Raw genomic sequence first — 24,005 nt, forward strand, 5'->3', positions numbered from 1 at the left:
CTCATACAATACGCACGCATTTTCCCCTCCTACACTGCATGCAGCGTAAATACCTGTGGATGGAAAAATGATTAGTGGAGTGTTGTATGCCCTTCTGGCCGGGATGATGTGGGGGCTGATTTTTGTCGGCCCATTAATCGTGCCCGAGTATCCGGCAATACTGCAGTCGACCGGACGTTATCTGGCGCTCGGGCTGATTGCTCTGCCCCTGGCGTGGCTGGGACGCGCGCGCTTGCGTCAGCTCAGCCGTCAGGACTGGGGCACCGCGCTGGCGCTGACCATGATGGGCAATCTTATCTACTACGTTTGCCTTGCGAGTGCCATTCAGCGTACCGGTGCGCCGGTATCTACCATGATTATCGGCACGCTGCCGGTCGTCATCCCCGTCTTTGCTAACCTGCTCTACAGCCACCGCGATGGCAAACTGGCGTGGTCAAAAATGGCGCCGGCGCTGGTATGCACCGCCGTGGGGCTGGTATGCGTCAATATTGCCGAGCTGCGTCACGGGCAGGCGGATGTTGACCTGTGGCGTTACGGCTCTGGCATTGTGCTGGCGTTCATTTCCGTGGCGTGCTGGGCATGGTATGCCCTGCGCAACGCGCGCTGGCTGCGGGAGAACCCGGACAAGCACCCGATGATGTGGGCGACGGCGCAGGCGCTGGTCACGCTGCCCGTCTCGCTGGTGGGCTATGCCGGGGCGTGCATCTGGTTAGGCCATCAACAGCCAGACTTCGCCCAACCCTTCGGGCCAAGACCGTGGGTGTTTATCGGCCTGATGGTTGCGATTGCGGTGCTGTGCTCATGGGTGGGCGCGCTGTGCTGGAATATTGCCAGCCAGAAGCTGCCGACGGTCATTTTAGGGCCGCTGATTGTCTTCGAAACCCTGGCCGGACTGCTTTATACCTTCCTGATGCGCCAGAGCTTGCCGCCGCTATTCACGGCCTGCGGCATCGCGCTGCTGGTGGTAGGAGTGGTGATGGCGGTAAGAGCGAAGCCGGAAAAACCGAGGGTCGTTCCGGCGTCGGAGGTGTGATTTTTGCCGGGTGGCGGCTCCGCCTTACCCGGCCTACAAGGAGCCGTTTCGTAGGCCGGGTAAGCGCCAGCGCCACCCGGCATGATGTTAAAACGTTTCCCAGTTCCCTTCAGACGCCGCCGCTGCGGGCTGCGCTTTAGGTACATAGGTTTTCACCGGCGCCGCTTTGACCGCCTGGTTGCGGGTGATTTTGAACACCGCCACCGCTTCGTTCAGGCGTGCAGCCTGATCTTCCAGCGCCGCCGCCGCGGCCGCAGACTCCTCTACCAGCGAGGCGTTCTGCTGGGTCACGCGGTCCATCTCGGCTACCGCCTGGCCCACCTGGTCGATACCGCGGCTCTGCTCGTCAGAGGCCGAGGCAATTTCACCCATGATGTCCGTCACGCGGGTGACCGCATTAACGATCTCCGCCATCGTCTCCCCGGCTTCGTTAACCAGCTGGGAGCCCGCGTTCACGCGCTCGCCGGAATCATCGATCAGCGCTTTGATCTCTTTCGCCGCCTGGGCGCTGCGCTGGGCGAGAGTACGCACTTCCCCTGCCACCACCGCAAAACCACGGCCCTGCTCGCCCGCGCGCGCCGCTTCCACCGCCGCGTTCAGCGCCAGGATGTTAGTCTGGAAGGCAATACCGTCGATTACGTTAGTAATTTGCGCGATTTTACTGGAGCTGGTGGCGATTTCGTCCATCGTACGCACCACGCCTTCAACCACGTTACCGCCCTTCTTCGCCGTAGAGGAGGCGTCCAGCGCCAGACGGGAAGCCTGACGCGCGTTATCGGCGTTCTGCTTCACGGTTGCCGTCAGCTGTTCCATGCTGGCTGCCGTCTCTTCCAGAGACGCGGCCTGCTGCTCGGTACGGGAAGAGAGGTCGTTGCTGCCGGCAGAAATTTCACCGGCACCGGTGTAGATGGTATCCGCACCTTCACGCACCACGCCCACGGTGTTCGCCAGCGAGGCCTGCATCTCCTGGACGTTGCGCGCCAGGATAGCCATTTCGTTCTTACCTTCAGCCTGAATCGGCTGGGTTAAATCCCCCGCCGCAATGGCGCGAATATGGTTAATCACCTCTTCCAGAGGCAGCAGCAGCACGCGGCGCATGGCTACCCAGCTGGAAATAATCACCACAATCACCAGCAGCATAACCGCAGAGAGGATCCACAGGATGCGCTTGTAGTCGCTTTCATTGTCCTGGATGCCTTTATCGGTAAGCGTTGCCTGCGCTTCGCGCCATTCACGGTAAACCGCCTGCATCGCGGTCTGCTTTTGCTCCGCATTCTGCTTGAACATGTCTTCCAGATTGCCCTGGCTCAGCAGGACGTTCATTTGCGTCAGCGTTGCAGAGTAAATGCGGTACTGCTCTTCAAGCCGGTTAGCCAGGTTCTCGTCCAGGCCCGGCGTATTTGGCAGGGCATAGTATTTATCGTAATGGACCTGCGCATCGGCGAGCAGATTTTTCGCCGTGTTGACCAGCTCATTAAGCTGCCCACCGTTAATCTGAGAGGCCATGCTGCTTTGCAGACGCAGCATCCCGCGGTTCAGCGTCACGCGCGCCTGGTTCAGGCTGATCCACGCATCGGTAAACTCCGCCACGTTCTTGCTGGAGAGCTGCGACACGGTGAAGTTGTCTTTATCGTTATTCAGCGCGTTGATAAAGATACCCGCGGAAATCACTTGCATGATGCCGAGCACAAGCAGCACCGAAATCAGAAGGGTAATGACTTTTATACGTTTAAACATGCGTTGCCTTTGTTATATGCAGGTTTGTCTGACGTGGATATATCGGCAGGCGCGGCGGGTTGTTTACTGTTTCTACACCTTTAAAAAGTTTCTAAACCACTTTCCTAAGTCCATTCAGAGAGTTAAACGGGGTATTTTTTTGTGATCTGCATCTCACTTTCCCCCTTCCCTCTAAAGGGTTATAGCGCTGGCTTAAAGATGCATTTAATATGCATCTTATATTATTAATGACGAGGTAACTGCTATGGCCTTTCGCGACCAACCCCTTGGCGAGCTGGCGCTCTCCATTCCTCGCGCTTCTGCGCTGTTCCGTAAATACGATATGGATTACTGCTGCGGCGGTAAGCAAACCCTGGCGCGTGCGGCCTCACGCAAGGAACTGGACGTTGAGGTGATTGAAGCAGAGCTGGCGCAGCTGGCCGGGCAGCCCGTCGACAAAGACTGGCGAACCGCCCCGCTTGCTGAAATCATCGACCATATCATCGTGCGATACCATGACCGTCACCGTGAACAGCTGCCGGAACTGATCCTGCAGGCAACCAAAGTTGAGCGCGTTCATGCCGACAAACCTTCCGTACCGCGCGGTCTGGCGAAATACCTGACCCTGCTGCATGAAGAGCTTTCCAGCCACATGATGAAAGAAGAGCAGATCCTCTTCCCGATGATTAAACAGGGAATGGGAAGCCAGGCGATGGGGCCTATCAGCGTGATGGAAAGCGAGCACGATGATGCGGGTGAGCTGCTGGAAGTGATCAAACACACCACCCACAACGTCACGCCGCCGCCAGAAGCGTGCACAACGTGGAAAGCGATGTACAACGGCATTAACGAGATGATTGACGACCTGATGGAACACATCAGTCTTGAGAACAACGTTCTGTTCCCGCGGGCATTAGCTGGGGAATAGAAAAACTAAAAACGGCAACCGAAGTTGCCGTTTTGCTTTTACCTTACGCCTGCCATACGTTTCTTACCGATAAACACCCAGCCCAGCCCCAGCGCGATAAACCACAGCGGCGTGACGATGAGTGCCTGACGGGTATCATCTTCCAGCGTCAGCAGAACCAGCACGAAGACGAAGAACGCCATGCACACCCAGCACATCAGCTTGCCCAGCGGCATCTTGTAGATCGATTTTTCATGCAGGTGCGGGCGCTGCTTGCGGTACACCAGGTATGAACAGAGGATGATGGTCCAGACGAACATAAACAGGATCGCAGAGACCGTGGTGATCATGGTGAACGCGCCAATCACGCTTGGGTTCACGTAGAGCATCACCACGCCGCCCAGCAGGCACATGCAGGAGAAGGTCAACCCTTTTGCCGGTACCGCGCGCTTGGACAGCTTGGCGAACGCGCTCGGCGCCACGCCTTCCTGTGCCAAGCCAAACAGCATACGGCTGGTGGAGAACACGCCGCTGTTCGCGGAAGACGCCGCAGAGGTCAACACCACGAAGTTAATCAGGCTCGCGGCAGCAGGCAGGCCTACCAGCACGAACAGCTCAACGAACGGGCTCTTGGTTGGCACCACGGAGCTCCACGGCGTCACGGACATAATGACGATCAGCGCGAAGACGTAGAACATGATGATACGCAGCGGAATAGAGTTAATCGCGCGCGGGAGAGACTTCTCGGGATCTTTGGTCTCCGCTGCCGTCGTGCCCACCAGCTCAATGCCCACGAAAGCAAAAACCGCGATCTGGAAGCCGGCAAAGAAGCCGCTAATGCCTTTCGGGAACCAGCCGCCGTCATTCCACAGATGGGTAAACGACGCCTGAACGCCCGTTGGCGACTGGAAGTGGGTGAGCACCATCACCAGACCCACGACGATAAGCCCGACAATCGCCACGATTTTGATCATCGCGAACCAGAACTCCATCTCACCGAACATTTTAACGGTGGCGAGGTTAAGGCTCAGCAGCAGAACAATGACCGCCAGCGAGGCGACCCAGTCCGACAGCCCCGGGAACCAGAACTGCGCGTAGGCGGTAATCGCCACGACGTCCGCCATACCGGTGACGACCCAGCAGAACCAGTAGGTCCAGCCGGTGAAATAGCCCGCCCACGGCCCGAGCAGGTCAGAAGCGAAGTCGCTAAAGGATTTGTATTCGAGGTTCGAGAGCAGCAGTTCACCCATTGCACGCATCACGAAGAACAGCATAAAACCGATGATCATATAAACGAATATGATCGACGGCCCGGCGAGACTGATGGTTTTGCCTGACCCCATAAACAGCCCGGTACCGATGGCACCCCCAATCGCAATGAGCTGAATATGACGGTTTGTGAGATTGCGCCGTAGCGACTGTTCAGACGACGCCTCTTCGTCGGCGACGACTTTGACCTGATCTACCATGTGATATTTTCCTGTTTATGCCTGTCTGTGTTGTTAAGGCTCTTCTGGCCTTTAAATACGTCAAAAGATGACGTTCCCTTGTAAGGGCTAATCGATATTAGGTAAGAATCGGCGGGATGAATACTATGATTTAGATATTATGTTAATAATATGTTGAAAGTGAGTGTCATATCACTCATACAGCGCGAAACAGCTCACAAAAATACACGCAACAGTTTCGTTTGCAAGATAAAATGTTGATAGCACCGTAACTATAGGTTTTTACACTATTTTCCTCTCCCCTACCGGGGAGAGGAAATAAGAAAATTCGATTACAGAATTTCCAGCAGCTCGACTTCAAAGACCAGGGTGCTGAATGGCGGGATGGACGCGCCAGCGCCGCGCTCGCCATAGGCCAGGTTATGCGGGATAGTCAGTTCCCATTTGGAACCGACCGGCATCAGGGTCAGAGCTTCGATCCAGCCTGCGATCACGCCGTTGACCGGGAATTCAGCCGGTTCGCCGCGCGCCACGGAGCTGTCGAACACGGTACCGTCGATCAGTTTACCGGTGTAATGCACGCGAACGTGGTCGGTACGCGCCGGGATTGCGCCGTCGCCCTGATTGATCACGCGGAACTGCAGACCGGATTCGGTGCTGTTCACGCCTTCACGCTCGCGGTTCTCTTCCAGATATTTCACACCTTCGGCTGCCATCTCTTCGAAGCGCGCGCGACGCACGGCGTCAGCACGTTCGTGGATTTCACGCAGCGCACGGTGCACAACGTCTACCGGAACGGCAGGCTGTTTGCCTTCCAGCGCGTCAGCGATACCCGCCACCAGCGCTTCAGGTAACAGACCTTCCAGGCCGGATTCGCTCAGCTGCTGTCCTACCTGCAAGCCGATACCGTAACTTGCCTGCGCTTCGATAGTGTCAAAAGTCGGGGTGGTCATGGGTTTTCCTTCCATCACATTTAAAGTAGCGGGCAGCATATCAGCCATGCCCTTATGGGTAAAACTTTGTCTGAAGTTAAGGTGACAAACCGCGACGAAACAGAAACAATAGAGATAACCAGGATTAATCCCGAACTGATGTCACGGATGTCGGGTTTACTACGCCGTTCAGGCAGTTAGCAAACTATACTTCGGGGCACAGGATAAAAAATACGCGGAGCAGGAGGAGTGCCATGCCCGGGCGATTTGAACTGAAACCTACCCTGGCGAAAATCTGGCAGGCGCCGGACAATTTTCGCATCATGGACCCGCTGCCTCCTCTGCATCGCAGAGGGATCATCATTGGCGCGCTGATGGTGATCGTGGGCTTCCTGCTTCCTTCCGGGGGCGATGATGTCGATACCGCCCCCGTCGCCCGCAATGCTCAGCTGGATATTCAGTCGCAGGCGCGGCCACAGCCTGACGCACAGCCGATGCAGACGCAGCTTGTGACCCCGTCTAACGATCCGGGTCAGGTCGCGCCGGTTGAGCCAGAACCTATTCAGGATGAACAGCCGCAGGATCAAGCCGCCGCCCCGTCTCAGCCTCAGACGCAACAGCCTACCGGCATTGAGCAACAGTGGCGTTCCTATCGCGTAGAGCCGGGTAAAACGCTGGCACAGCTGTTCCGCGACCACAACCTGCCGCCAACCGACGTGTATGCCATGGCGAAGGTGGAAGGTGCGGGTAAGCCGCTCAGTAACCTGCAGAATGGACAGATGGTACAGGTTCGCCAGAATGCCAGCGGGGTGGTGACAGGGTTAACGATTGATACGGGAAGTGGACAACAGGTGCTGTTTACCCGCCAGCCAGACGGCAGTTTTATCAGGGCGCGTTAAGGCCCGGATCTGTAAAAAGCAAAACGCCGGCACAAGGCCGGCGTTTCAACGTGAGCAGAGTAAAAAATTACTCAGCTACAACGTTAACAACCAGTTTAGCGAACACTTCGCTGTGAACCTGGAAGTCAACTTCGTGCTCACCAGTGGTACGCAGAACGCCGTTCGGCAGACGAACTTCGCTCTTAGCCACTTTAACGCCTGCTGCAGAAACTGCATCAGCGATATCGCGGGTACCGATGGAACCGAACAGTTTACCTTCGTCGCCAGATTTAGACGCGATGGTAACGGTGCCCAGTGCGTTGATTGCTTCAGCGCGAGCGTTAGCAGCCGCCAGAACGTCAGCCAGTTTGGCTTCCAGTTCAGCGCGACGTGCTTCGAAAAACTCTACGTTTTTCTTGGTAGCTGGAACAGCTTTACCCTGTGGAACCAGGAAGTTACGTGCGTAACCCGCTTTAACGTTAACCTGATCACCCAGGCTGCCCAGGTTTGCTACTTTATCAAGCAGAATAACTTGCATTACCTTATCCTCTTAAAGTCGTATTAATGGACCGTGCCCGATTACTGATGACGATCAGTGTACGGCAGCAGGGACAGGTAGCGAGCGCGTTTGATAGCGCGAGCCAGCTGACGCTGGTATTTTGCACGAGTACCGGTGATACGGCTTGGGACAATCTTACCGCTTTCGGTGATGTAGTTTTTCAGCGTTGCGATATCTTTATAGTCGATCTCTTGAACGCCTTCCGCGGTGAAACGGCAGAACTTGCGACGACGGAAATAACGTGCCATATGGCTAGTCTCCAGAATCTATCAAATCAATCTGCTCGGCATGCAGAACCATTTTGCTCAGGCCGTTCTTTGCCTTGTGGCAAGAGATGAACCCCTGAACGATTACTGCGCTACCGACCGTTAAACTGTGAGTAATGGCCTGGTTTTCGTGTCCGCTAATAATAACGGGCATTTGGCACCACGCCTGCCGGTGAAACCCGGCTTCCTCTTGCACAGAACGATGCTCAAGCACGAACTGGCAATGCGGAATTCCTGATGGACTGACCTTTCGAAGGGGAGCCCTGCATACGATGCCGGACAACGCCAGACGGTTGGTCATCAGAAATTACTCTTCAGAATCCCCAGCATCAGAATCATCTGCGGTTTCGTTTGCGAAATCATCGCGACGCTCACGGCGCTCGTCTTTCGCTTTAACCATCGGAGATGCTTCGGTAACTGCGTTTTTGGTACGCATAACCATGCTGCGGATAACGGCATCGTTGAAGCGGAAGGTAGTTTCCAGCTCATCGATCACTTCCTGCGGCGCTTCAACGTTCATCAGAACGTAGTGTGCTTTGTGCAGTTTGTTGATCGGGTAAGCCAGCTGACGGCGGCCCCAGTCTTCCAGACGGTGGATCGTACCTTCTGCACCAGTGATGGCAGCAGAGTAACGCTCGATCATACCCGGAACCTGTTCGCTCTGGTCAGGATGGACCATAAAAACGATTTCGTAATGACGCATCGAATTGCTCCTTACGGATTATTCAGCCTCCTGTCTGGGTCAGCCGAGGCCCGGGGAGGCAAGGAACGTGTTAAAGGTCGGCTGAAAAATTGACGCGTCATAATACTTGCGCGCCCCTGGAAACTCAAGCTGATTGCACAAATAATTCGCACAAAGCGCGAAGCGGGTCTAAGTGGGTGATTTAAAATTGGTCACACCCGGAAGCGTTGTTTTTTTGAACAACTGCATCAGAAATGGTCACGCATCCCCGCCGGATGAGTGATTACACTTTAATCAGAGATCGCCTGAATTAAAGAAGGAGCATCCCCCCTCTCGCAGCACGTAGTCGTGGAGCGCATATCATGAAAAAAATCGCATTAGCCATGATGGCGGCGCTTTTGCTCAGTGCAAACGCGATGGCAGCCATCAAGATAGACAGCCGACAGGCCAGAAACATGGATGATGTGCAAAGCTTGGGCGTAATTTACATCAATCATAATTTCGCCACGGAAAGTGAAGCAGATCAGGCACTAAATGAAGAAACCGATGCGCAGGGCGCAACCTATTACTACGTGATGTTAACGCGTGAGCCCGGCAGCAACGGCAATATGCACGCCAGTGCAGATATTTACCGATAACGCTTTAACGCTAGCACCAGGAAAGCCAACAACGAGAACATAGCCATAGTTGACGTTGCCCCCTGCCCGGGGGCTTTTTTTTGTGAATAGCTCCGGAATACTCCCGGTAAAAGAGCCCCCAGAGATCCTCCCGAAGCGGGAAGATAAGGGCGTCAAAGTCCCGCGCGTTACAGGTGCTGGCGGAAAAACGCCACCGTGGCGTCCAGCGCCGTTGGCGTAATGCGGTGGCGGACGCCCGGTTCCCACAGGCAGGTCAGATTACCGTCCAGCCCTTCATTGATTAACGCCTGCTGCAGACGGAAGGTTCCCTCGGGCGGGACCACATCATCCGCGTCACCGTGCCACAGCAGCAGCGGACGATCGGCCACGCGCGGTAATGCCCGGGTCACTTCCCACTCTGCCAGCGTCGCCGTCATTTCCGCTAAATTCTGAGGGGGGAAAAGGGTCTTCGCCAGCGAAGTAAAGTAGCCCGAGCCCATCAGACAGGCGACAGACTTCACTTCAGGATGATGCGTCATAATCCCCAGCGCCGTCATACCGCCCATCGATGCCCCGGCTACCGCCAGACGATTGCCGGCCACCAGCCCTGCCCCATAAAGCGCATCGCGCAGCCCGGCAAACTCGGTCAGACTCCCGTGCAGAATCTGCCAGAACTGACCCAGCCGCGCCTGTTCATTACCCGTAAAGCGTGCGCCGTGGTCGGGTGCATCTGGCATCACCACGCGAAAACCCGCCTGCGCCAGCGCTACCGCAAAATAACTGTAAACCAGCTTCGATGAGGTAAACCCATGATAAAAAACCACAACAGGCAGCGATTTATCACGTTTACCCACCGGCATCGCGTGTAAAATTTCATGGTCGCCGAGGTGGCGTATTTCAATTTCAATCATTGTCGACCCTGTGCGAATCTATGATTCATAATGTTGAGAACTGGGTTACGCTTTCGCGTCATTTTCATTCGAAATATACGTACCAGATAACACTTCGGGAACATTCCCCCAAAACTAAATTCACAGACAACTACACTATGGCTATCAGGAAACGAGATATGGTTATGCGCAGGTTTGCTGCTTTATTGCTGGTGTTTCTGCTGAGTGGCTGTAGCGCGCTGCAGGGAACGCCGCAACCCGCTCCACCGGTCGCCGATCATCCACAGGAGATTCGTCGTAATCAGACGGAAGGATTACAACGAATGGGCACCATCTCCGCGCTGGTTCGCGGCTCTCCGGATGACGCAGAATCGGCAATAAAAGCACAGGCCGTCGCCGCCAAAGCAGATTATTACGTCATCATTATGATCGACGAAACCATCATAACGGGACAGTGGTATTCACAGGCCATTTTGTACCGCAAATAATGGTTTTCCTTTGAACGAGATTTACACTGCTTTGCGTCCATAGACATTTTCCTGTCCACAATAAACTCCACGCCCGCATCAATGGAAGGGAGTTTATTAGCGAAGGATTGCCCGGCGGATACCGGATATATGTGAAATGGAGCTGACGATGAAACGAACTCTTGCTTTGACCTCACTGTTGCTCTCAGCAGGCCTGCTGAGCACCACCGCGCAGTCAGCAGAATTCGCCAGTGCTGATTGTGTGACTGGCCTGAATGAAATTGGCCAGATCTCCGTGAATAATATCTCGGGGAGCCCGCAAGACGTTGAACGTGTCGTGGCATTAAAGGCCGATGAGCAGGGTGCTTCATGGTATCGCATCATCCAGATGCAGGAAGATAACCATATCGATCGCTGGCGGGTACAGGCCATTCTCTACGTGTAAACTCCCTCCTGATAAAAGCCACTTATTTTTAGTGGCTTTTCGTTTTTGCAAATTTTTTATCTTATATAAAACCAATAAAGAACAATTAAATAACATTTTGTTACATTAAAACAGTAAACGTAATCCCCGCTCTGCCGTTGAAGAACCATAACTTTTCAATGATGAGCAATTTATGATCAACTTTTTCCGCCGTGCGGGCCTGGGGTCGAAACTCTCGCTGCTAACTGGCGTCAGTGTCGCCACGCTGTTTCTGCTATTCACTTTTCTGCTCAGCCAAAAAGCCAGCCAGCAGCTTGAAGCCCTTGCGGTCGAAGATCTGCATAATCAGTCCACCGGCATGGTCGACATGGTGCAGATGTTCAACACCAGCCTGAGTGAAGAGGTTGAGAGCTATACCCGCCTGTTTACCACCTTCTTACCGCAGCCCCTGAACATTGATAATTCCCAACCCCAGACGATTAACGGACTTAGCGTTCCGCTTCTGAAAGGCGGAGACACCGGGCTGCATGAAAATAACACCCTTTCGGACGAGTTCCTGAACCGTACGGGAGCCATTTCGACGCTGTTTGTACGCAGCGGTAACGACTTTGTGCGCGTAGCCACTTCCCTGCGCAAAGAGAATGGCGATCGGGCAATGGGTACCGTTCTGGATAACGCCAGCCCGGCCTTTGCCGCCGTCAACAAAGGTGAAGTGTACCGCGGCCTGGCGCTGCTGTTCGGCAAACGCTACATCACCCAGTACCAGCCCGTTAAAAACGCCGAAGGGCAGGTCATTGCGATCGTCTTTGTCGGGGTGGACATCACCCACTCCTGGAACGTCATGCGCGAGAAAATCCTCAACCGCCGCCTGGGCGAGAGCGGTCGCTTCTTCGTGCTGGATCGCAGCAACGGCAAAACGCGCGGGCAATACCTGTTCCACGCCAGCGAAGAGGGAAAACTGCCGCAGTGGGACGGCGCGACGCAGCAACAGCTTCTGAGTGACAAACCCGGCACGCTGGAGCGTACAAGCGACGACGGCCGGACGCTGAAAATGGCCTATACCCCGCTGCCGGGCTGGAACTGGACTATCGTGGGCGAAGTGGATAAATCGGTGCTGCTCTCAAGCGTTACCGCCATGCGCGATCGCTTCCTGCTGGCCGGCGTGGCCTTATCCATCCTTTTTGCTGGCCTGTTCGTGGTCATTATTCGCCGCGTGCTGACCCGACCGCTGCGCAACGTGATCCATCTTGCCCGACAATATGCCGCAGGGGATCTCCGTTCCAGCCTGCCCGTGACGCGTCAGGACGAAGTCGGCCAGCTGATCGATGCTATCAACGGTATCGGCGGCGGCCTGCAAAAAATTGTGCTGCAGGTTCGTGAGGCCGCAGGCGAGATCCATTTGGGCACCAACGCGCTGGCCGCCGACACTGGCGAGATTTCAGAGCAGATCAACAAGCAGGCCAGCAGCGTGGAGGAGACGTCCGCCAGCATGGAGCAGCTGGCCGCCACCGTGCAGCAAAATGCCGCCAACATGGAGCAAACGCAGCAGCTGGTGGGTGAAACCTCGCTCGCGGTCCATCAGGGCGGTGAGACGGTCACCCACGCGGTGTCGACCATGGACGACATTCGCGAAGCGTCAAAACGCATCGAAGACATCACGCGCGTGATCGAATCCATCGCTTTCCAGACCAATATTCTGGCGCTGAACGCGGCAGTGGAAGCGGCCCGCGCAGGCGAGCACGGAAAAGGGTTTGCGGTAGTCGCGCAGGAAGTTCGCGCGCTGGCGGGTCGCAGCGCTAACGCGGTGAAGGAGATTGAGCAGCTGATTGGCGATACGCTCAGAAAAGTGAGTGAGGGTCATGCGCTGTCTGAACGGACGCGCCTGGCGATGGACGACATCATCATTCATATCGATAACATCAGCCAGCTGGTCACCGAGATTAACCATGCCTCACGCGAGCAGTCCGCCGGGATCGGCCAGGTGAACCTCGCCATGACCCATATTGGCGAAGCGTCGCATATCAATGCCGACCGCATCTCACGCAGCGAGCAAACCGCTCAAACGCTGCGCGAGAAGGGTTCACACCTGACTCAGCTGGTGAGCCTGTTCCAGCTAAAAGGCTAACCGACTCTGCCCGTCGCACGCAGCAGCAGGTCGCTTTGCACCTGCTCGCTCATCAGCGTGCCGCCACGGGTATCCAGCATCATACGGCACCACGCCTGCGCCACCGGGGGCGATGCGTGCCGCAGCATCTGGCTTCCGGCACCCAGCAAGAAAAGCTGCTGCGCGATCTCCCGCCCCTGTGCCTCCTGCGGTTTACGCAGTTTTTGCTGAAGCTGTCGCCAGCTGCGGTCGAAGTGTCTGTCCTGCCCTTTCACCTGCGCAAACTCGTCGGCAAGCAGGTCGTGAATACCCGGCTGCTTCGCCAGCACGCGCAGAACGTCCAGGCACATAATATTTCCTGACCCTTCCCAGATGCTGTTCACCGGCATCTCGCGGTACAGGCGGGGAAGTTCGCTCTCTTCGCAATATCCATTCCCACCCAGCACCTCCATCGCCTCAGCGACAAACGGGATGCCCGCTTTACAGACGCTAAATTTCGCCGCCGGGGTAAACAGCCGCGCCCAGGCGGCCTCTTGCGGATCGGCACGCTTGTCCCACGCCCGGGCCAGGCGGAACAGCAGCGCCGTTTGCCCCTCCAGCACCAGCGCCATCCGGCTTAATACCTCGCGCATTAAAGGCTGATCGATGAGGTTTTTGCCGAAGGTCTGACGCTGGTGGGCATGGTACAGCGCCACCGAGAGCGCCCGACGCATCAGTCCGTGGCTGCCCAGCGCGCAGTCAAAGCGCGTCAGACCGCCCATTTTGAGGATCTGCCGTACCCCTTCGCCCTCTTCCCCCAACAGCCAGCCGGAGGCATCGAGAAACTCCGCCTCGCTGCTGGCGTTGGAGCGGTTCCCGAGCTTGTCCTTAAGGCGCTCCAGACGCACGGCGTTGCGCTGTCCGTCAGGCAAAAAGCGCGGCACAAAAAAGCAGGATAGCCCGCCCTTCGCCTGGGCCAGCACCAGGTGCGCATCGCTTTGCGGGACGGAGAAAAACCATTTATGCCCCACCAGCCTGTAGCTGCCGTCGCTGCATTTTTCCGCTTTGGTGGTGTTGCTGAGCACGTCCGAGCCGCCCTGCTTTTCCGTCATCCCCATGCCAATCAGCAGGCCGCGCTTTTGCGCGCCAGGGGCAAGGTGCGGATCATAGCGATCGCTGAGCAGCGGCGTCAGCCAGTCGTGAAATGCTTTGGGGAGCGCCTGCTGCAACAGCGGCGTGGCGGCAAACGTCATAGTGACCGGGCAAAGCGTGCCTGCCTCTACCTGAGCATGAAGCACAAAGCGTGCGGCCCGAGCGACAAACGACCCTTTACGCGCCTCCTCTTCCCACGCCAGGTTATGCACGCGGTTGGCGCAAAGCCCCTGCATCAGCAAGTGCCATGCCGGATGAAAACGCACGTCGTCCAGCCGCTCTCCGGTGGCGTCATAGCGTAACAGCTCGGGCGGGTTGACGTTAGCCAGCCTGCCCAGCTCCAGCGACTCCGCGGTGCCCAACTGCTGCCCGATGCTGGCGAGCAGCTCAATATCCCACTCGGCCCCTTCACGCGCGACCGCATCGCGCAGGGCGCAGTCCGAGAGGAAAAGGTTGCTATTGGAAAGCGGTGCAGGTTGATTGAAAACGGTATGGGTCTGCCAGTGCATGCTGTCTCCCTCCTTCAGTGGCAATGACGATAAGTATGGACAGACCGCGCGCACGCTGCATGGGAGGGGAGTCACACGTTCACGATCCCGCTGATATCATTCGTGAAATAGCTCACAGAACATAAGAATAAACTATTTCATGACTCCGCTTTTGTTGAATAATTTATTCTTACACCTTAAGTGAGGATCGTTATGCAACCGGACGCGCACAAGCGAGCATTAATTGCAGGCTCCATTGGTAACTTTATCGAGTGGTATGAGTTTGCGGTCTACGGTTTTCTGGCGACCGTCATTGCGAAAAACTTCTTCCAGCTTGAAGGAGAGGCGGGGCTGACCAGCCTGATCCTCACCTACGCCTCGTTTGCCATCGCCTTCTTCTTCCGCCCGCTGGGTGCGGTGGTGTTTGGCCGCATCGGCGACCGGATTGGCCGTAAGCCGACGCTCATCATCGTGCTGGTGCTGATGACGCTCGCTACCGCCGCCATCGGCGTTGTGCCGGTCTACGCCAGCATCGGGATTGCCGCGCCGCTGATTATTACGCTGCTGCGCATCCTGCAGGGGCTGTTCGCGGGCGGCGAGTACGGCGGCGCGGTCTCGCTGATGACGGAGTTCGCCCCGCGCGGCAAGCGTGGGCTCTATGGCGCGTGGCAGTCCTTTACCGTGGCGCTGGGGCTGCTGGCGGGCGCAGGCATCGTGGCGCTGCTCTCCACCCTTCTCACGCCTGAAGCCCTGCACGACTGGGGCTGGCGCATTCCGTTCTTCCTGGCGCTGCCCATGGGCGTTGTGGCGCTGTGGCTTCGCGTCAGTATGGAAGAGACACCGAGCTTTGTGCAGCAGCAGGATAAACCGGCTGTCGCTCAGGCGGATACTGTCGCCACGCTCCGGGCCATCGTGATGGGGATTGGGCGCGTCATGGTCTGGTCTGCGGCGGGGTATACCTACCTGGTGATTATGCCGACCTATCTTCAGTCGGCGCTGCACACCGGGTTCAACCAGGCGCTGTTGATAGCGGTGATTTCGAATATTGGTTTTGCGCTGACCATCATTCCGTCGGGGATCCTGAGTGACCGGATCGGACGCCGCACGGTGATGATTATCGCCACCGCGCTGCTGCTGATCCTCGCCCTTCCGCTGCTGAAAATCCTGCAGGCGGAGTCGAGCACGCTGGCGGTGAAGGCTGTTGTGGTACTGATTGCGGGCGGTCTGGTGGGCATGCTGGCGGGTCCGGGCCCGGCGATGCTGTCTGAGATGTTCCCGACGCGCGTGCGCTATACGGGGCTGGGGCTGGCCTACTCGTTGTCGAACGCGATTTTCTCGGGATGCGCAGGGTTAATTATTACCGGGCTGATTAAGCAGACGGGCAACCTGGATATTCCGGCGTATTACGTGATGGCGACGGCGGTAGTGAGTATTTTCGCGCTGATGACGCTGAGGAAGGACGACCATTTGCGGTCACTGGAGGAGTGAGGCTGTCAACGTCTGGTGCTCTCTCCCACAGGGAGAGAGAGAAAACACAAAAGGCCGTCCTGTGGACGGCCTTGCTGTTTATTCTCCCCGCTGACGCACCGCTTCAAACAGGCAGATGCCCGTCGCAACGGAAACGTTCAGGGACGACACGCTGCCCGCCATCGGGATGCTGATCAGCTCGTCGCAGTGCTCGCGGGTGAGACGACGCATGCCTTCGCCTTCCGCACCCATCACCAGCGCCAGACGGCCGGTCATTTTGCTCTGGTACAGAGTATGATCCGCTTCACCGGCGGTACCGACGATCCAGATATTCTCTTCCTGCAGCAGACGCATAGTGCGCGCCAGGTTAGTCACGCGGATCAGCGGAACGTTTTCCGCCGCGCCGCAGGCCACCTTCTTCGCCGTCGCGTTCAGCTGCGCGGAGCGATCTTTCGGCACGATCACCGCGTGCACGCCCGCCGCATCGGCGCTGCGCAGGCACGCCCCGAGGTTGTGCGGATCGGTAACGCCGTCGAGGATCAGGAAGAACGGGTTATCCAGCTCGGCAATCAGATCCGGCAGATCGTTCTCCTGATACTGACGACCCGGCTTCACGCGGGCAATGATCCCCTGGTGGACCGCGCCTTCGCTTTTCTCATCCAGGAACTGGCGATTCGCCAGCTGAATCACCACGCCCTGCGCTTCCAGCGCGTGGATCAGCGGCATCAGACGCTTATCTTCACGCCCTTTCAGAATAAACACTTCCTGAAAACGCTCCGGTGCGCGCTCGAGAAGGGCCTGCACCGCGTGGATGCCGTAAATCATTTCACTCATTGATGGTTCTCGTAATAAGTATTTCCCCTCCCCCCGCTGGGGAGAGGGTCAGGTTGAGGGGAGAATTTACTCCGCCTGCTTTTTCTTGGCCGCGCGCTTCGCTTTGGTGGCGGCAGCGATTTTCTGCGTTTTCGCGGAAGGTTTTTTCGCTGAACGGGCTTCTTTCTTCGCCGCCTTCGGCTTCTGTTTCTTCTCGCCGCGGAACGCGCTGTCCGGCTCGAAGTTTACCTTCTTGCCCGCCTGACGACGTTTACCGCCGCCCGGTTTACCGTTACCGTTTTTTTTCGCCCTTTCACGCTCGGTTTTACCGACGTTACGCGGCGCGCGCTCGCTGGAGATCAGGCTGAAGTCGATCTTACGGTCGTCCATATTCACGGCTTCGACCTTCACTTCCACACGGTCGCCCAGACGGTAGGTCTGGCCGCCAGATTCGCCAATCAGGCGCTGGCCGACCTGGTCGAAGCGGTAGTAGTCGTTATCCAGGCTGGAGACGTGCACCAGACCGTCGATGAACAGCTCGTCCAGACGAACGAAGAAACCAAAGCCGGTCACGCTGGCAATCACGCCTTTGAAGACGTTACCGACCTGATCGAGCATAAAGTCACACTTCAGCCAGTCCGCCACGTCGCGTGTTGCTTCATCGGCACGACGTTCGGCCATGGAGCAGTGCTGACCCAGCTGCAGCATCTCTTCCATCGAATAATGGTAGCCACCGGTTTCGGTGGTGTTCCCTTTATGGCCCTGCTCCTGCGCCAGCAGATACTTGATCGCACGGTGCAGAGAGAGGTCAGGATAACGACGGATCGGCGACGTAAAGTGGGCGTAAGACTGCAGCGCCAGGCCGAAGTGGCCGCGGTTTTCCGGATCGTAAATCGCCTGCTTCATAGAGCGCAGCAGCATCGTCTGCAGCATTTCTGCATCCGGACGATCGCTAATGGATTCCAGCAGCTCGGCGTAATCGCGCGGCTCTGGCTTGTTGCCTCCGGGCAGTTCCAGACCCAGTTCAGCCAGCACGGAGCGGAACGACGTAATGGCTTCCGTGGTCGGCTTATCGTGAATACGGAACAGCGCTGGCTCTTTGGCTTTCTCGACGAAACGTGCCGCCGAGATGTTCGCCAGGATCATACACTCTTCGATCAGCTTGTGCGCGTCGTTACGCTGGGTCTGCTCGATACGCTCAATGCGGCGTTCGGCGTTGAAGATGAATTTCGCTTCTTCACTCTCAAACGAGATCCCGCCGCGCTCTTCGCGCGCCTGATCCAGCGTTTTGTAGAGGTTATGCAGCTCTTCGATGTGTTTGACCAGCGGCGCGTACTGCTCGCGCAGATCCTGGTCGCCCTGCAGCATATGCCAGACCTTGGTATAGGTCAGACGCGCGTGCGAGCTCATCACCGCTTCGTAGAACTTGTAGCCGGTTAAGCGCCCTTTGGTGGAGATGGTCATCTCGCAAACCATACAGAGGCGGTCAACCTGCGGGTTCAGGGAGCACAGGCCGTTAGACAGCACTTCCGGCAGCATCGGCACGACCTGGGACGGGAAGTAGACCGACGTACCGCGGCTGCGGGCTTCGTTATCCAGCGGGGTGTGCGGACGGACGTAATAGCTTACGTCAGCGATAGCAACCCACAGACGCCAGCCACCGCCGCGTTTTTTCTCACAGTATACGGCGTCATCGAAGTCGCGGGCGTCTTCGCCATCAATAGTGACCAGCGGCAGGGAGCGCAGATCCACGCGGCCCACTTTGGATTCTTCCGGCACTTCTTCGCGCAGGCTTTCGATCTGCTCTTCAACCGCTTTCGGCCAGATGTACGGAATTTCATGGGTACGCAATGCCATATCAACGGCCATCGTGGTGCCCATGTTGTCGCCAAGCACTTCGACGATTTTACCTACCGCTTTGGTGCGACGGGTTGGGCGCTGGGTGAGTTCCACCACCACCACAAAGCCCATGCGGGCGCCCATCACCTCTTCAGGTGGGATCAGAATGTCGAAGCTCAGACGGCTGTCGTCCGGCACCACGAAGCCTACGCCCGCGTCGGTAAAGTAGCGGCCGACGATCTGGCTGGTTTTTGGCACCAGAACGCGTACCACGCGCGCTTCGCGGCGGCCTTTACGGTCAGCGCCCAGCGGCTGCGCCAGGATCTGGTCGCCGTGGATGCACATTTTCATCTGTTCAGATGAGAGGTACAGATCGTCCTTACGGCCTTCTACGCGCAGGAAGCCGAAGCCATCGCGGTGACCAATGACGGTCCCTTTCAGCAGATCGAGGCGTTCTGGCAGCGCGTAGCACTGGCGGCGGGTAAAGACCAGCTGCCCGTCACGCTCCATCGCGCGCAGGCGGCGGCGAAGGGCTTCAATTTGCTCTTCACCTTCAATGTTTAATTCAACGGCAAGTTCTTCACGATTGGCGGGTTTTTCGCGTTTTGTTAAGTGTTCAATGATGAACTCGCGGCTGGGAATAGGATTCGCGTATTTTTCGGCTTCGCGTTCCTGGAAAGGATCATGTGACATGTCGGTTCCTCCGTTGTCAGCTCCGGTGGAAATTTTCTTCATTCCACCAGCAATAATTTATAAAGCGGTTGATTCTCTTCAACCAAATCGGCCAGCGTGTAGTTATCCAGTTCCATGAGAAAACTTTGCACGGCCTTTGAAAGCGCCTTTTTCAGGCGGCAAGCGGGCGTGATGTGGCAGAACTCGCTGCTGCAGTTCACCAGAGACAGCGGCTCCAGTTCACGTACCACATCGCCAACACGAATACTCTGTGCCGGTTTACCGAGACGGATCCCACCATTCTTCCCGCGGACGGCAGCAACGTATCCGGCACGACTAAGTTGATTGATTATTTTGACCATATGATTACGGGATACGCCGTAGACCTCTGTCACTTCAGAGATACTGGTCATCTTCCCCTCGGGTAACGACGCCATGTAAATCAGCGCACGTAAGCCGTAATCGGTGAAACTTGTTAACTGCACATCAACCTCAGGAAAAAGGGAAAACGCGGTCAAACCGCAGAGATATTCATTAATGATGATAAACCAGCCAGATAGTTAGCGGCTAATTTATTTGACAGACGGGGCGAAAAAGCGGAGATCCAGGAGCGGTCGCCGGATGGCGCTACGCTTATCCGGCCTACGGGTCTCCCCGCAGGCCAGCAGTCACGAAGATTATGCGTCGAACGGGTCGCGCAGGATCATCGTTTCAGTACGATCCGGGCCGGTAGAAATAATATCGATCGGCACTTCGGTCAGTTCTTCAATACGCTTGATGTAATCCAGCGCCGCCTGCGGCAGGCCGCTACGCTCTTTCACACCGAAAGTGGTCTCAGACCAGCCCGGCATGGTTTCGTAGATTGGCTCAATGCCTTCCCAGTCGTCAGCAGCCAGCGGAGTGGTGGTCACTTCGCGGCCATCTGGCATACGGTAGCCTACGCAGATTTTCACTTCTTTCAGGCCGTCCAGTACGTCCAGCTTGGTCAGGCAGAAGCCAGACAGGGAGTTGATCTGCACTGCGCGACGCACTGCAACCGCATCCAGCCAGCCGGTACGACGACGACGACCGGTGGTCGCGCCAAACTCGTTACCCTGCTTGCAGAGGAACTCGCCGGTTTCATCAAACAGCTCGGTCGGGAATGGACCCGCACCCACGCGAGTGGAGTACGCTTTGATGATGCCCAGTACGTAATCCACATAGCGTGGACCCAGGCCAGAGCCGGTCGCCACGCCACCTGCTGTGGTGTTAGAGGACGTTACGTACGGATAGGTACCGTGGTCGATGTCCAGCAGCGTACCCTGCGCACCTTCGAACATGACGAAATCGCCACGCTTGCGCGCCTGGTCCAGCAGATCGGATACGTCAACAACCATACCGGTCAGAATGTCAGCGATCGCCATGACGTCATCCAGCACTTTCTGATAGTCAACAGCGTCAGCTTTGTAGAAGTTCACCAGCTGGAAGTTGTGATATTCCATCACTTCTTTCAGTTTTTCAGCGAAGGTTGCTTTGTCGAAGAGGTCGCCCACGCGCAGACCGCGACGTGCAACTTTATCTTCGTAAGCCGGACCGATACCACGACCGGTGGTGCCGATCGCTTTCGCGCCGCGCGCTTTCTCACGCGCTACGTCCAGCGCCACGTGATAATCCAGGATCAGCGGGCAGGCTTCGGAGAGCAGCAGACGCTCACGAACAGGGATACCACGGTCTTCCAGACCTTTCATCTCTTTCATCAGCGCAGCAGGAGACAGCACAACGCCGTTACCGATGATGCTGGTGACGTTATCACGAAGAATGCCTGATGGAATAAGATGGAGGACGGTTTTTTCACCGTTGATTACGAGAGTATGGCCTGCGTTGTGACCGCCCTGGTAGCGTACAACATATTTAGCCCGTTCAGTCAGAAGATCAACAATCTTCCCTTTACCTTCGTCACCCCATTGGGTGCCCAGTACGACGACGTTGTTACCCATTTTTTTCAAAATCACCGTTTGCTTAAAAATGGATTCTACCATCGCTTTTTCAGATATACAGCACTTTTTGACCTCAAAATACGCCGATTGCGCCTACTTTTTGATCAGCCAATCGTTTTCCTCAACATGTAGTAGATCACGATGCCCGCAACCACAAGACCGCCGCCAAAACGACGCAAAATATTATCCGGCAGCTGACTCATCGTGGCGATCATTCGGCGCCAGGCACGCGGATAAAGCATCGGTCCAAGACCTTCCAGCACAAGGACCAAAGCCAGTGCGAGCCAGATCGTTGAATTCATTTTTATTCCTTATAAAAGAAAACCACCGCTCCGTTGGGAGCGGTGGTTTGAATACTCAAACGGGCCTGAGTTTATCGCGTTGCGTTAGTCGGCGTCTTCATATAACGGAAGAAATCGCTGTCCGGGCTGAGCACCATCACATCCTGGTTGCTCTGGAAGCTATTCTCGTAAGCGCGCAGGCTACGGATAAAGGCGTAGAAGTCAGGATCCTGGCTGAAGGCATCCGCGAACAGCTTCGCCGCTTCGGCATCGCCTTCACCGCGCAGGATACGGCCCTGGCGCTCAGATTCCGCCAGCGTCTTGGTGACTTCGTAGTCCGCTGCAGCACGCAGCTTCTCAGCCTCTTCCTGGCCCTGGGAACGGTGACGACGGGCTACCGCTTCACGCTCGGCGCGCATACGGTTGTAAATCGCCTCGGACACTTCAACTGGCAGGTTGATCTGCTTGATACGCACGTCAACCACTTCGATACCCAGCGCAGCCATACTGTTCGGGTTGATCACCGGCACTTTACCGTTGGTCTCCGCCTGAACGCGTTCAGCCGCTTTGGCAATCGCATCATCTGCTGCCGGCGTTGAAACTTCATCTTCAGTGCCCGCTGTACCGGAGTTCAGCGCATCGCGAACTTCCAGGGTCAGACGACCACGGGAGTCGGTCACGATGTCTTTCACATCCAGACGACCAATCTCGGAACGCAGGCGGTCAGAGAACTTACGTTTCAGCAGCACTTCTGCCTGAGAAACGTCACCACCGCCCGTTGCCAGGAAGTAACGGCTGAAATCGCTGATGCGCCATTTGATATAGGAATCAACGATGAGATCTTTCTTCTCTTTGGTCACGAAACGATCGGCCTGGTTATCCATGGTCTGGATACGCGCATCAAGCGTTTTCACGGACTGAATAAACGGTACCTTGAAGTGCAGACCCGGCTCGTAAATCACCGGGCGTTTGTCGCCATCACGCACGACGCTGCTGAACTGAAACTTAATCCCACGCTCGCCTTCTTTCACCACAAAGATCGAGGTATAAAGCGCGACCAGTACGATGACGATGATCGCAATAACTGACTTACGCATCCTTATTCCCCCTGACGCTGGTAGTCGTTACGCTGCGCGTTAGCACGGCGTTGGTCCATAATGTCACCATCGTTCGAAGAAGGCGTTGTGTTCGTGCTGGCGCTGCCTGTTGAGGCTGGCGGCAGACGCAGCAGGTTATTCGCTCCGCTGGTGTCGCCTTTCGCTGCTGGCGCAGAACTGCCTTTCAGCATCTGATCCAGCGGCAGAACCATCAGGTTTCCGCCTTTGTTGTCGTTAACCAACACTTTGCGGGTATGGCTCAGCACTTTTTCCATGGTCTCGATATAGAGACGCTCACGGGTAATTTCCGGTGCCGCTTTATATTCCGGCAGGATCTTCGCAAAGCGAGCCACTTCACCCTGAGCTTCCAGGATGGTCTGCGTCTTATACGCGCGCGCTTCTTCCAGAATACGCTGCGCCTGACCGTTAGCGCGTGGCTGAACTTCGTTGGTGTACGCTTCAGCTTCACGGATGTACTGCTGTTCGTTTTCACGGGCAGCAATCGCATCGTCAAATGCGGCTTTCACCTCTTCCGGCGGACGCGCAGCCTGGAAGTTGACGTCCAGCAGAGTAATACCCATGTTGTACGGACGAATGGTCTCTTCCAGCTCGCGCTGGGTATCGCTACGAATAACGGTACGACCTTCGGTCAGAATACGGTCCATGGTGTATTTACCGATCACACCGCGCAGGGCGCTGTCGGTCGCCTGACGCAGGCTGTCATCGGCGCTGGTCACGCTAAACAGATAACGCTCAGGATCGGTCACGCGGTACTGCACGTTCATCTCAACGCGCACCACGTTTTCGTCAGAGGTCAGCATCACGCCAGAGGCGGCCAGTTCACGGACGGATTCCACGTTTACCGCGGTCACATCGTCAATGAAGGTCGGCTTCCAGTTCAGACCCGGCTCAACCAGATGGCTGAACTTACCGAAACGGGTGACTACGCCGCGTTCTGCTTCTTTAATGGTGTAGAACCCGCTGGCTGCCCAGATGATGACTACCGCAGCGGCCACGATGCCCACTACGCGGCCACCCATTGGCGGGCGCGAGCTCTGAGTGGAATTGCCACCCGAGCCAGAACCTTTTCCTCCGCCAAGGCCACCAAGCTTCTTGCTCAGTTTGCGGAAGATATCATCCAGATCCGGCGGCCCCTGCTCGCGACCACCTTTGTTGCCATTTCCCTCAGAGTTGCCGCCAGGTTTGCTGCTTCCCCACGGGTCGCGGTCTTGTCCGTTATTACCGGGCTGATTCCACGCCATGTATATGCTCCATATTTGTTATGCAAGGGCGAATTATTCAGGCATCCCCTTTCTGA

Annotated in this window: 24 protein-coding genes; 8 read left to right on the forward strand and 16 right to left on the reverse strand. The window is 56.5% G+C overall.

The features are described from left to right. Nucleotides 1-67: 67 nt before the first annotated feature. The gene (locus tag USF70_RS17310) at nucleotides 68-1,033 is read left to right on the forward strand and encodes a DMT family transporter (protein WP_033144476.1); all 966 of its coding nucleotides are present in this window, start codon (nucleotides 68-70) and stop codon (nucleotides 1,031-1,033) included. An 87-nt stretch (nucleotides 1,034-1,120) separates the two neighbouring features. Here USF70_RS17310 and USF70_RS17315 read toward each other — a convergent pair whose 3' ends face one another. Next, on the reverse strand, nucleotides 1,121-2,770 hold the full coding sequence (locus USF70_RS17315; protein WP_033144475.1) for a methyl-accepting chemotaxis protein: 1,650 nt from the start codon (nucleotides 2,768-2,770) through the stop codon (nucleotides 1,121-1,123). A 244-nt stretch (nucleotides 2,771-3,014) separates the two neighbouring features. On the opposite strand from USF70_RS17315, the gene ytfE reads away from it, so the two are divergent. Further along, complete coding sequence (gene ytfE, locus USF70_RS17320; RefSeq protein ID WP_033144474.1) at nucleotides 3,015-3,677, forward strand: iron-sulfur cluster repair protein YtfE; 663 nt, start codon at nucleotides 3,015-3,017, stop codon at nucleotides 3,675-3,677. Between the two features lie 38 nt (nucleotides 3,678-3,715). Here the strand turns inward: ytfE and cycA are convergent, their stop codons facing one another. Next, nucleotides 3,716-5,125: a D-serine/D-alanine/glycine transporter gene (gene cycA, locus USF70_RS17325; protein WP_048977313.1), complete on the reverse strand. Its 1,410-nt coding sequence runs from the start codon at nucleotides 5,123-5,125 to the stop codon at nucleotides 3,716-3,718. 311 nt (nucleotides 5,126-5,436) lie between these two features. Then, complete coding sequence (fklB, locus tag USF70_RS17330; protein WP_008502892.1) at nucleotides 5,437-6,057, reverse strand: FKBP-type peptidyl-prolyl cis-trans isomerase; 621 nt, start codon at nucleotides 6,055-6,057, stop codon at nucleotides 5,437-5,439. Nucleotides 6,058-6,290: 233 nt separating this feature from the next. Here fklB and USF70_RS17335 point away from each other — a divergent pair, with 233 nt between their 5' ends. Next, nucleotides 6,291-6,935, forward strand: coding sequence for an OapA family protein (locus tag USF70_RS17335; RefSeq protein ID WP_047059481.1), 645 nt, complete (start codon nucleotides 6,291-6,293; stop codon nucleotides 6,933-6,935). A gap of 67 nt (nucleotides 6,936-7,002) precedes the next feature. Here USF70_RS17335 and rplI read toward each other — a convergent pair whose 3' ends face one another. From rplI to rpsF, 4 genes are read right to left on the reverse strand one after another with little or no spacing between them, the layout of a single operon-like run. Next, nucleotides 7,003-7,452: a 50S ribosomal protein L9 gene (rplI, locus tag USF70_RS17340; RefSeq protein WP_023310148.1), complete on the reverse strand. Its 450-nt coding sequence runs from the start codon at nucleotides 7,450-7,452 to the stop codon at nucleotides 7,003-7,005. A 41-nt stretch (nucleotides 7,453-7,493) separates the two neighbouring features. Further along, a complete protein-coding gene (gene rpsR, locus USF70_RS17345; RefSeq protein ID WP_000135199.1) occupies nucleotides 7,494-7,721 on the reverse strand; it encodes a 30S ribosomal protein S18 in 228 nt (75 codons plus the stop codon). A 4-nt stretch (nucleotides 7,722-7,725) separates the two neighbouring features. Beyond that, nucleotides 7,726-8,040, reverse strand: coding sequence for a primosomal replication protein N (priB, locus tag USF70_RS17350; protein WP_008502895.1), 315 nt, complete (start codon nucleotides 8,038-8,040; stop codon nucleotides 7,726-7,728). Between the two features lie 6 nt (nucleotides 8,041-8,046). After that, a complete protein-coding gene (rpsF, locus tag USF70_RS17355; RefSeq protein ID WP_014068637.1) occupies nucleotides 8,047-8,442 on the reverse strand; it encodes a 30S ribosomal protein S6 in 396 nt (131 codons plus the stop codon). 341 nt (nucleotides 8,443-8,783) lie between these two features. Here rpsF and yjfY point away from each other — a divergent pair, with 341 nt between their 5' ends. After that, a complete protein-coding gene (gene yjfY / locus USF70_RS17360) occupies nucleotides 8,784-9,059 on the forward strand; it encodes a DUF1471 family protein YjfY (protein ID WP_033144471.1) in 276 nt (91 codons plus the stop codon). 167 nt (nucleotides 9,060-9,226) lie between these two features. On the opposite strand, the gene yjfP is transcribed toward yjfY, so the two are convergent. Continuing rightward, nucleotides 9,227-9,949 (reverse strand): esterase, encoded by a 723-nt coding sequence (yjfP, locus tag USF70_RS17365; protein ID WP_033144470.1) that lies wholly within the window; start codon nucleotides 9,947-9,949, stop codon nucleotides 9,227-9,229. 137 nt (nucleotides 9,950-10,086) lie between these two features. On the opposite strand from yjfP, the gene bsmA reads away from it, so the two are divergent. From bsmA to USF70_RS17380, 3 genes are all read left to right on the forward strand, one after another. Next, nucleotides 10,087-10,416 carry a biofilm peroxide resistance protein BsmA gene (gene bsmA, locus USF70_RS17370; protein ID WP_029740376.1) on the forward strand — a complete coding sequence of 110 codons (330 nt, stop codon included), beginning with the start codon at nucleotides 10,087-10,089 and terminating at the stop codon, nucleotides 10,414-10,416. Between the two features lie 136 nt (nucleotides 10,417-10,552). Next, nucleotides 10,553-10,840 (forward strand): DUF1471 family protease activator YjfN, encoded by a 288-nt coding sequence (gene yjfN / locus USF70_RS17375; RefSeq protein WP_032665074.1) that lies wholly within the window; start codon nucleotides 10,553-10,555, stop codon nucleotides 10,838-10,840. Between the two features lie 172 nt (nucleotides 10,841-11,012). Next, nucleotides 11,013-12,944 (forward strand): methyl-accepting chemotaxis protein, encoded by a 1,932-nt coding sequence (locus tag USF70_RS17380; protein ID WP_087823506.1) that lies wholly within the window; start codon nucleotides 11,013-11,015, stop codon nucleotides 12,942-12,944. Here USF70_RS17380 and USF70_RS17385 read toward each other — a convergent pair. Further along, nucleotides 12,941-14,563 carry an isovaleryl-CoA dehydrogenase gene (locus tag USF70_RS17385; RefSeq protein ID WP_033144468.1) on the reverse strand — a complete coding sequence of 541 codons (1,623 nt, stop codon included), beginning with the start codon at nucleotides 14,561-14,563 and terminating at the stop codon, nucleotides 12,941-12,943. The genes USF70_RS17380 and USF70_RS17385 overlap by 4 nt on opposite strands. 192 nt (nucleotides 14,564-14,755) lie before the next feature. On the opposite strand from USF70_RS17385, the gene USF70_RS17390 reads away from it, so the two are divergent. Continuing rightward, the gene (locus tag USF70_RS17390) at nucleotides 14,756-16,030 is read left to right on the forward strand and encodes an MFS transporter (RefSeq protein WP_087823503.1); all 1,275 of its coding nucleotides are present in this window, start codon (nucleotides 14,756-14,758) and stop codon (nucleotides 16,028-16,030) included. Nucleotides 16,031-16,108: 78 nt separating this feature from the next. Here USF70_RS17390 and rlmB read toward each other — a convergent pair whose 3' ends face one another. The 7 genes from rlmB to hflK all read right to left on the reverse strand — a co-directional run bounded on the left by rlmB (nucleotide 16,109) and on the right by hflK (nucleotide 23,949). Continuing rightward, complete coding sequence (rlmB, locus tag USF70_RS17395; protein WP_010427468.1) at nucleotides 16,109-16,843, reverse strand: 23S rRNA (guanosine(2251)-2'-O)-methyltransferase RlmB; 735 nt, start codon at nucleotides 16,841-16,843, stop codon at nucleotides 16,109-16,111. A gap of 66 nt (nucleotides 16,844-16,909) precedes the next feature. Continuing rightward, nucleotides 16,910-19,354 (reverse strand): ribonuclease R, encoded by a 2,445-nt coding sequence (gene rnr, locus USF70_RS17400; protein ID WP_167818981.1) that lies wholly within the window; start codon nucleotides 19,352-19,354, stop codon nucleotides 16,910-16,912. 38 nt (nucleotides 19,355-19,392) lie between these two features. Continuing rightward, nucleotides 19,393-19,818, reverse strand: coding sequence for a nitric oxide-sensing transcriptional repressor NsrR (gene nsrR / locus USF70_RS17405; RefSeq protein WP_023334253.1), 426 nt, complete (start codon nucleotides 19,816-19,818; stop codon nucleotides 19,393-19,395). 192 nt (nucleotides 19,819-20,010) lie between these two features. Then, the gene (locus USF70_RS17410; protein WP_024907332.1) at nucleotides 20,011-21,309 is read right to left on the reverse strand and encodes an adenylosuccinate synthase; all 1,299 of its coding nucleotides are present in this window, start codon (nucleotides 21,307-21,309) and stop codon (nucleotides 20,011-20,013) included. A 104-nt stretch (nucleotides 21,310-21,413) separates the two neighbouring features. Further along, nucleotides 21,414-21,611: a DUF2065 domain-containing protein gene (locus USF70_RS17415; protein ID WP_003855996.1), complete on the reverse strand. Its 198-nt coding sequence runs from the start codon at nucleotides 21,609-21,611 to the stop codon at nucleotides 21,414-21,416. A gap of 71 nt (nucleotides 21,612-21,682) precedes the next feature. Beyond that, entirely contained in the window at nucleotides 21,683-22,687 is a 1,005-nt protein-coding gene (gene hflC / locus USF70_RS17420; protein WP_023334250.1) for a protease modulator HflC, read from the reverse strand. 2 nt (nucleotides 22,688-22,689) lie between these two features. Beyond that, nucleotides 22,690-23,949, reverse strand: a complete 1,260-nt coding sequence (gene hflK / locus USF70_RS17425; RefSeq protein WP_024907334.1) for an FtsH protease activity modulator HflK — start codon at nucleotides 23,947-23,949, stop codon at nucleotides 22,690-22,692. Nucleotides 23,950-24,005 lie beyond the last annotated feature (56 nt).

This window comes from Enterobacter sp. 237C8, assembly GCF_034106865.1.
Lineage (GTDB): Bacteria > Pseudomonadota > Gammaproteobacteria > Enterobacterales > Enterobacteriaceae > Enterobacter > Enterobacter asburiae_B.

Bases quoted from the DNA above. Each gene is read 5' to 3' on its own strand.
- yjfP (WP_033144470.1), bottom strand. From the start codon at position 9,949: ATGATTGAAATTGAAATACGCCACCTCGGCGACCATGAAATTTTACAC.
- priB (WP_008502895.1), bottom strand. From the start codon at position 8,040: ATGACCAACCGTCTGGCGTTGTCCGGCATCGTATGCAGGGCTCCCCTT.
- bsmA (WP_029740376.1), top strand. From the start codon at position 10,087: ATGGCTATCAGGAAACGAGATATGGTTATGCGCAGGTTTGCTGCTTTA.
- rlmB (WP_010427468.1), bottom strand. From the start codon at position 16,843: ATGAGTGAAATGATTTACGGCATCCACGCGGTGCAGGCCCTTCTCGAG.
- USF70_RS17390 (WP_087823503.1), top strand. From the start codon at position 14,756: ATGCAACCGGACGCGCACAAGCGAGCATTAATTGCAGGCTCCATTGGT.
- USF70_RS17385 (WP_033144468.1), bottom strand. From the start codon at position 14,563: ATGCACTGGCAGACCCATACCGTTTTCAATCAACCTGCACCGCTTTCC.
- hflK (WP_024907334.1), bottom strand. From the start codon at position 23,949: ATGGCGTGGAATCAGCCCGGTAATAACGGACAAGACCGCGACCCGTGG.
- fklB (WP_008502892.1), bottom strand. From the start codon at position 6,057: ATGACCACCCCGACTTTTGACACTATCGAAGCGCAGGCAAGTTACGGT.
- cycA (WP_048977313.1), bottom strand. From the start codon at position 5,125: ATGGTAGATCAGGTCAAAGTCGTCGCCGACGAAGAGGCGTCGTCTGAA.
- rpsF (WP_014068637.1), bottom strand. From the start codon at position 8,442: ATGCGTCATTACGAAATCGTTTTTATGGTCCATCCTGACCAGAGCGAA.
- yjfN (WP_032665074.1), top strand. From the start codon at position 10,553: ATGGAGCTGACGATGAAACGAACTCTTGCTTTGACCTCACTGTTGCTC.
- ytfE (WP_033144474.1), top strand. From the start codon at position 3,015: ATGGCCTTTCGCGACCAACCCCTTGGCGAGCTGGCGCTCTCCATTCCT.
- USF70_RS17335 (WP_047059481.1), top strand. From the start codon at position 6,291: ATGCCCGGGCGATTTGAACTGAAACCTACCCTGGCGAAAATCTGGCAG.
- rpsR (WP_000135199.1), bottom strand. From the start codon at position 7,721: ATGGCACGTTATTTCCGTCGTCGCAAGTTCTGCCGTTTCACCGCGGAA.
- USF70_RS17310 (WP_033144476.1), top strand. From the start codon at position 68: ATGATTAGTGGAGTGTTGTATGCCCTTCTGGCCGGGATGATGTGGGGG.
- rplI (WP_023310148.1), bottom strand. From the start codon at position 7,452: ATGCAAGTTATTCTGCTTGATAAAGTAGCAAACCTGGGCAGCCTGGGT.
- USF70_RS17380 (WP_087823506.1), top strand. From the start codon at position 11,013: ATGATCAACTTTTTCCGCCGTGCGGGCCTGGGGTCGAAACTCTCGCTG.
- USF70_RS17315 (WP_033144475.1), bottom strand. From the start codon at position 2,770: ATGTTTAAACGTATAAAAGTCATTACCCTTCTGATTTCGGTGCTGCTT.
- USF70_RS17410 (WP_024907332.1), bottom strand. From the start codon at position 21,309: ATGGGTAACAACGTCGTCGTACTGGGCACCCAATGGGGTGACGAAGGT.
- rnr (WP_167818981.1), bottom strand. From the start codon at position 19,354: ATGTCACATGATCCTTTCCAGGAACGCGAAGCCGAAAAATACGCGAAT.
- yjfY (WP_033144471.1), top strand. From the start codon at position 8,784: ATGAAAAAAATCGCATTAGCCATGATGGCGGCGCTTTTGCTCAGTGCA.
- hflC (WP_023334250.1), bottom strand. From the start codon at position 22,687: ATGCGTAAGTCAGTTATTGCGATCATCGTCATCGTACTGGTCGCGCTT.
- USF70_RS17415 (WP_003855996.1), bottom strand. From the start codon at position 21,611: ATGAATTCAACGATCTGGCTCGCACTGGCTTTGGTCCTTGTGCTGGAA.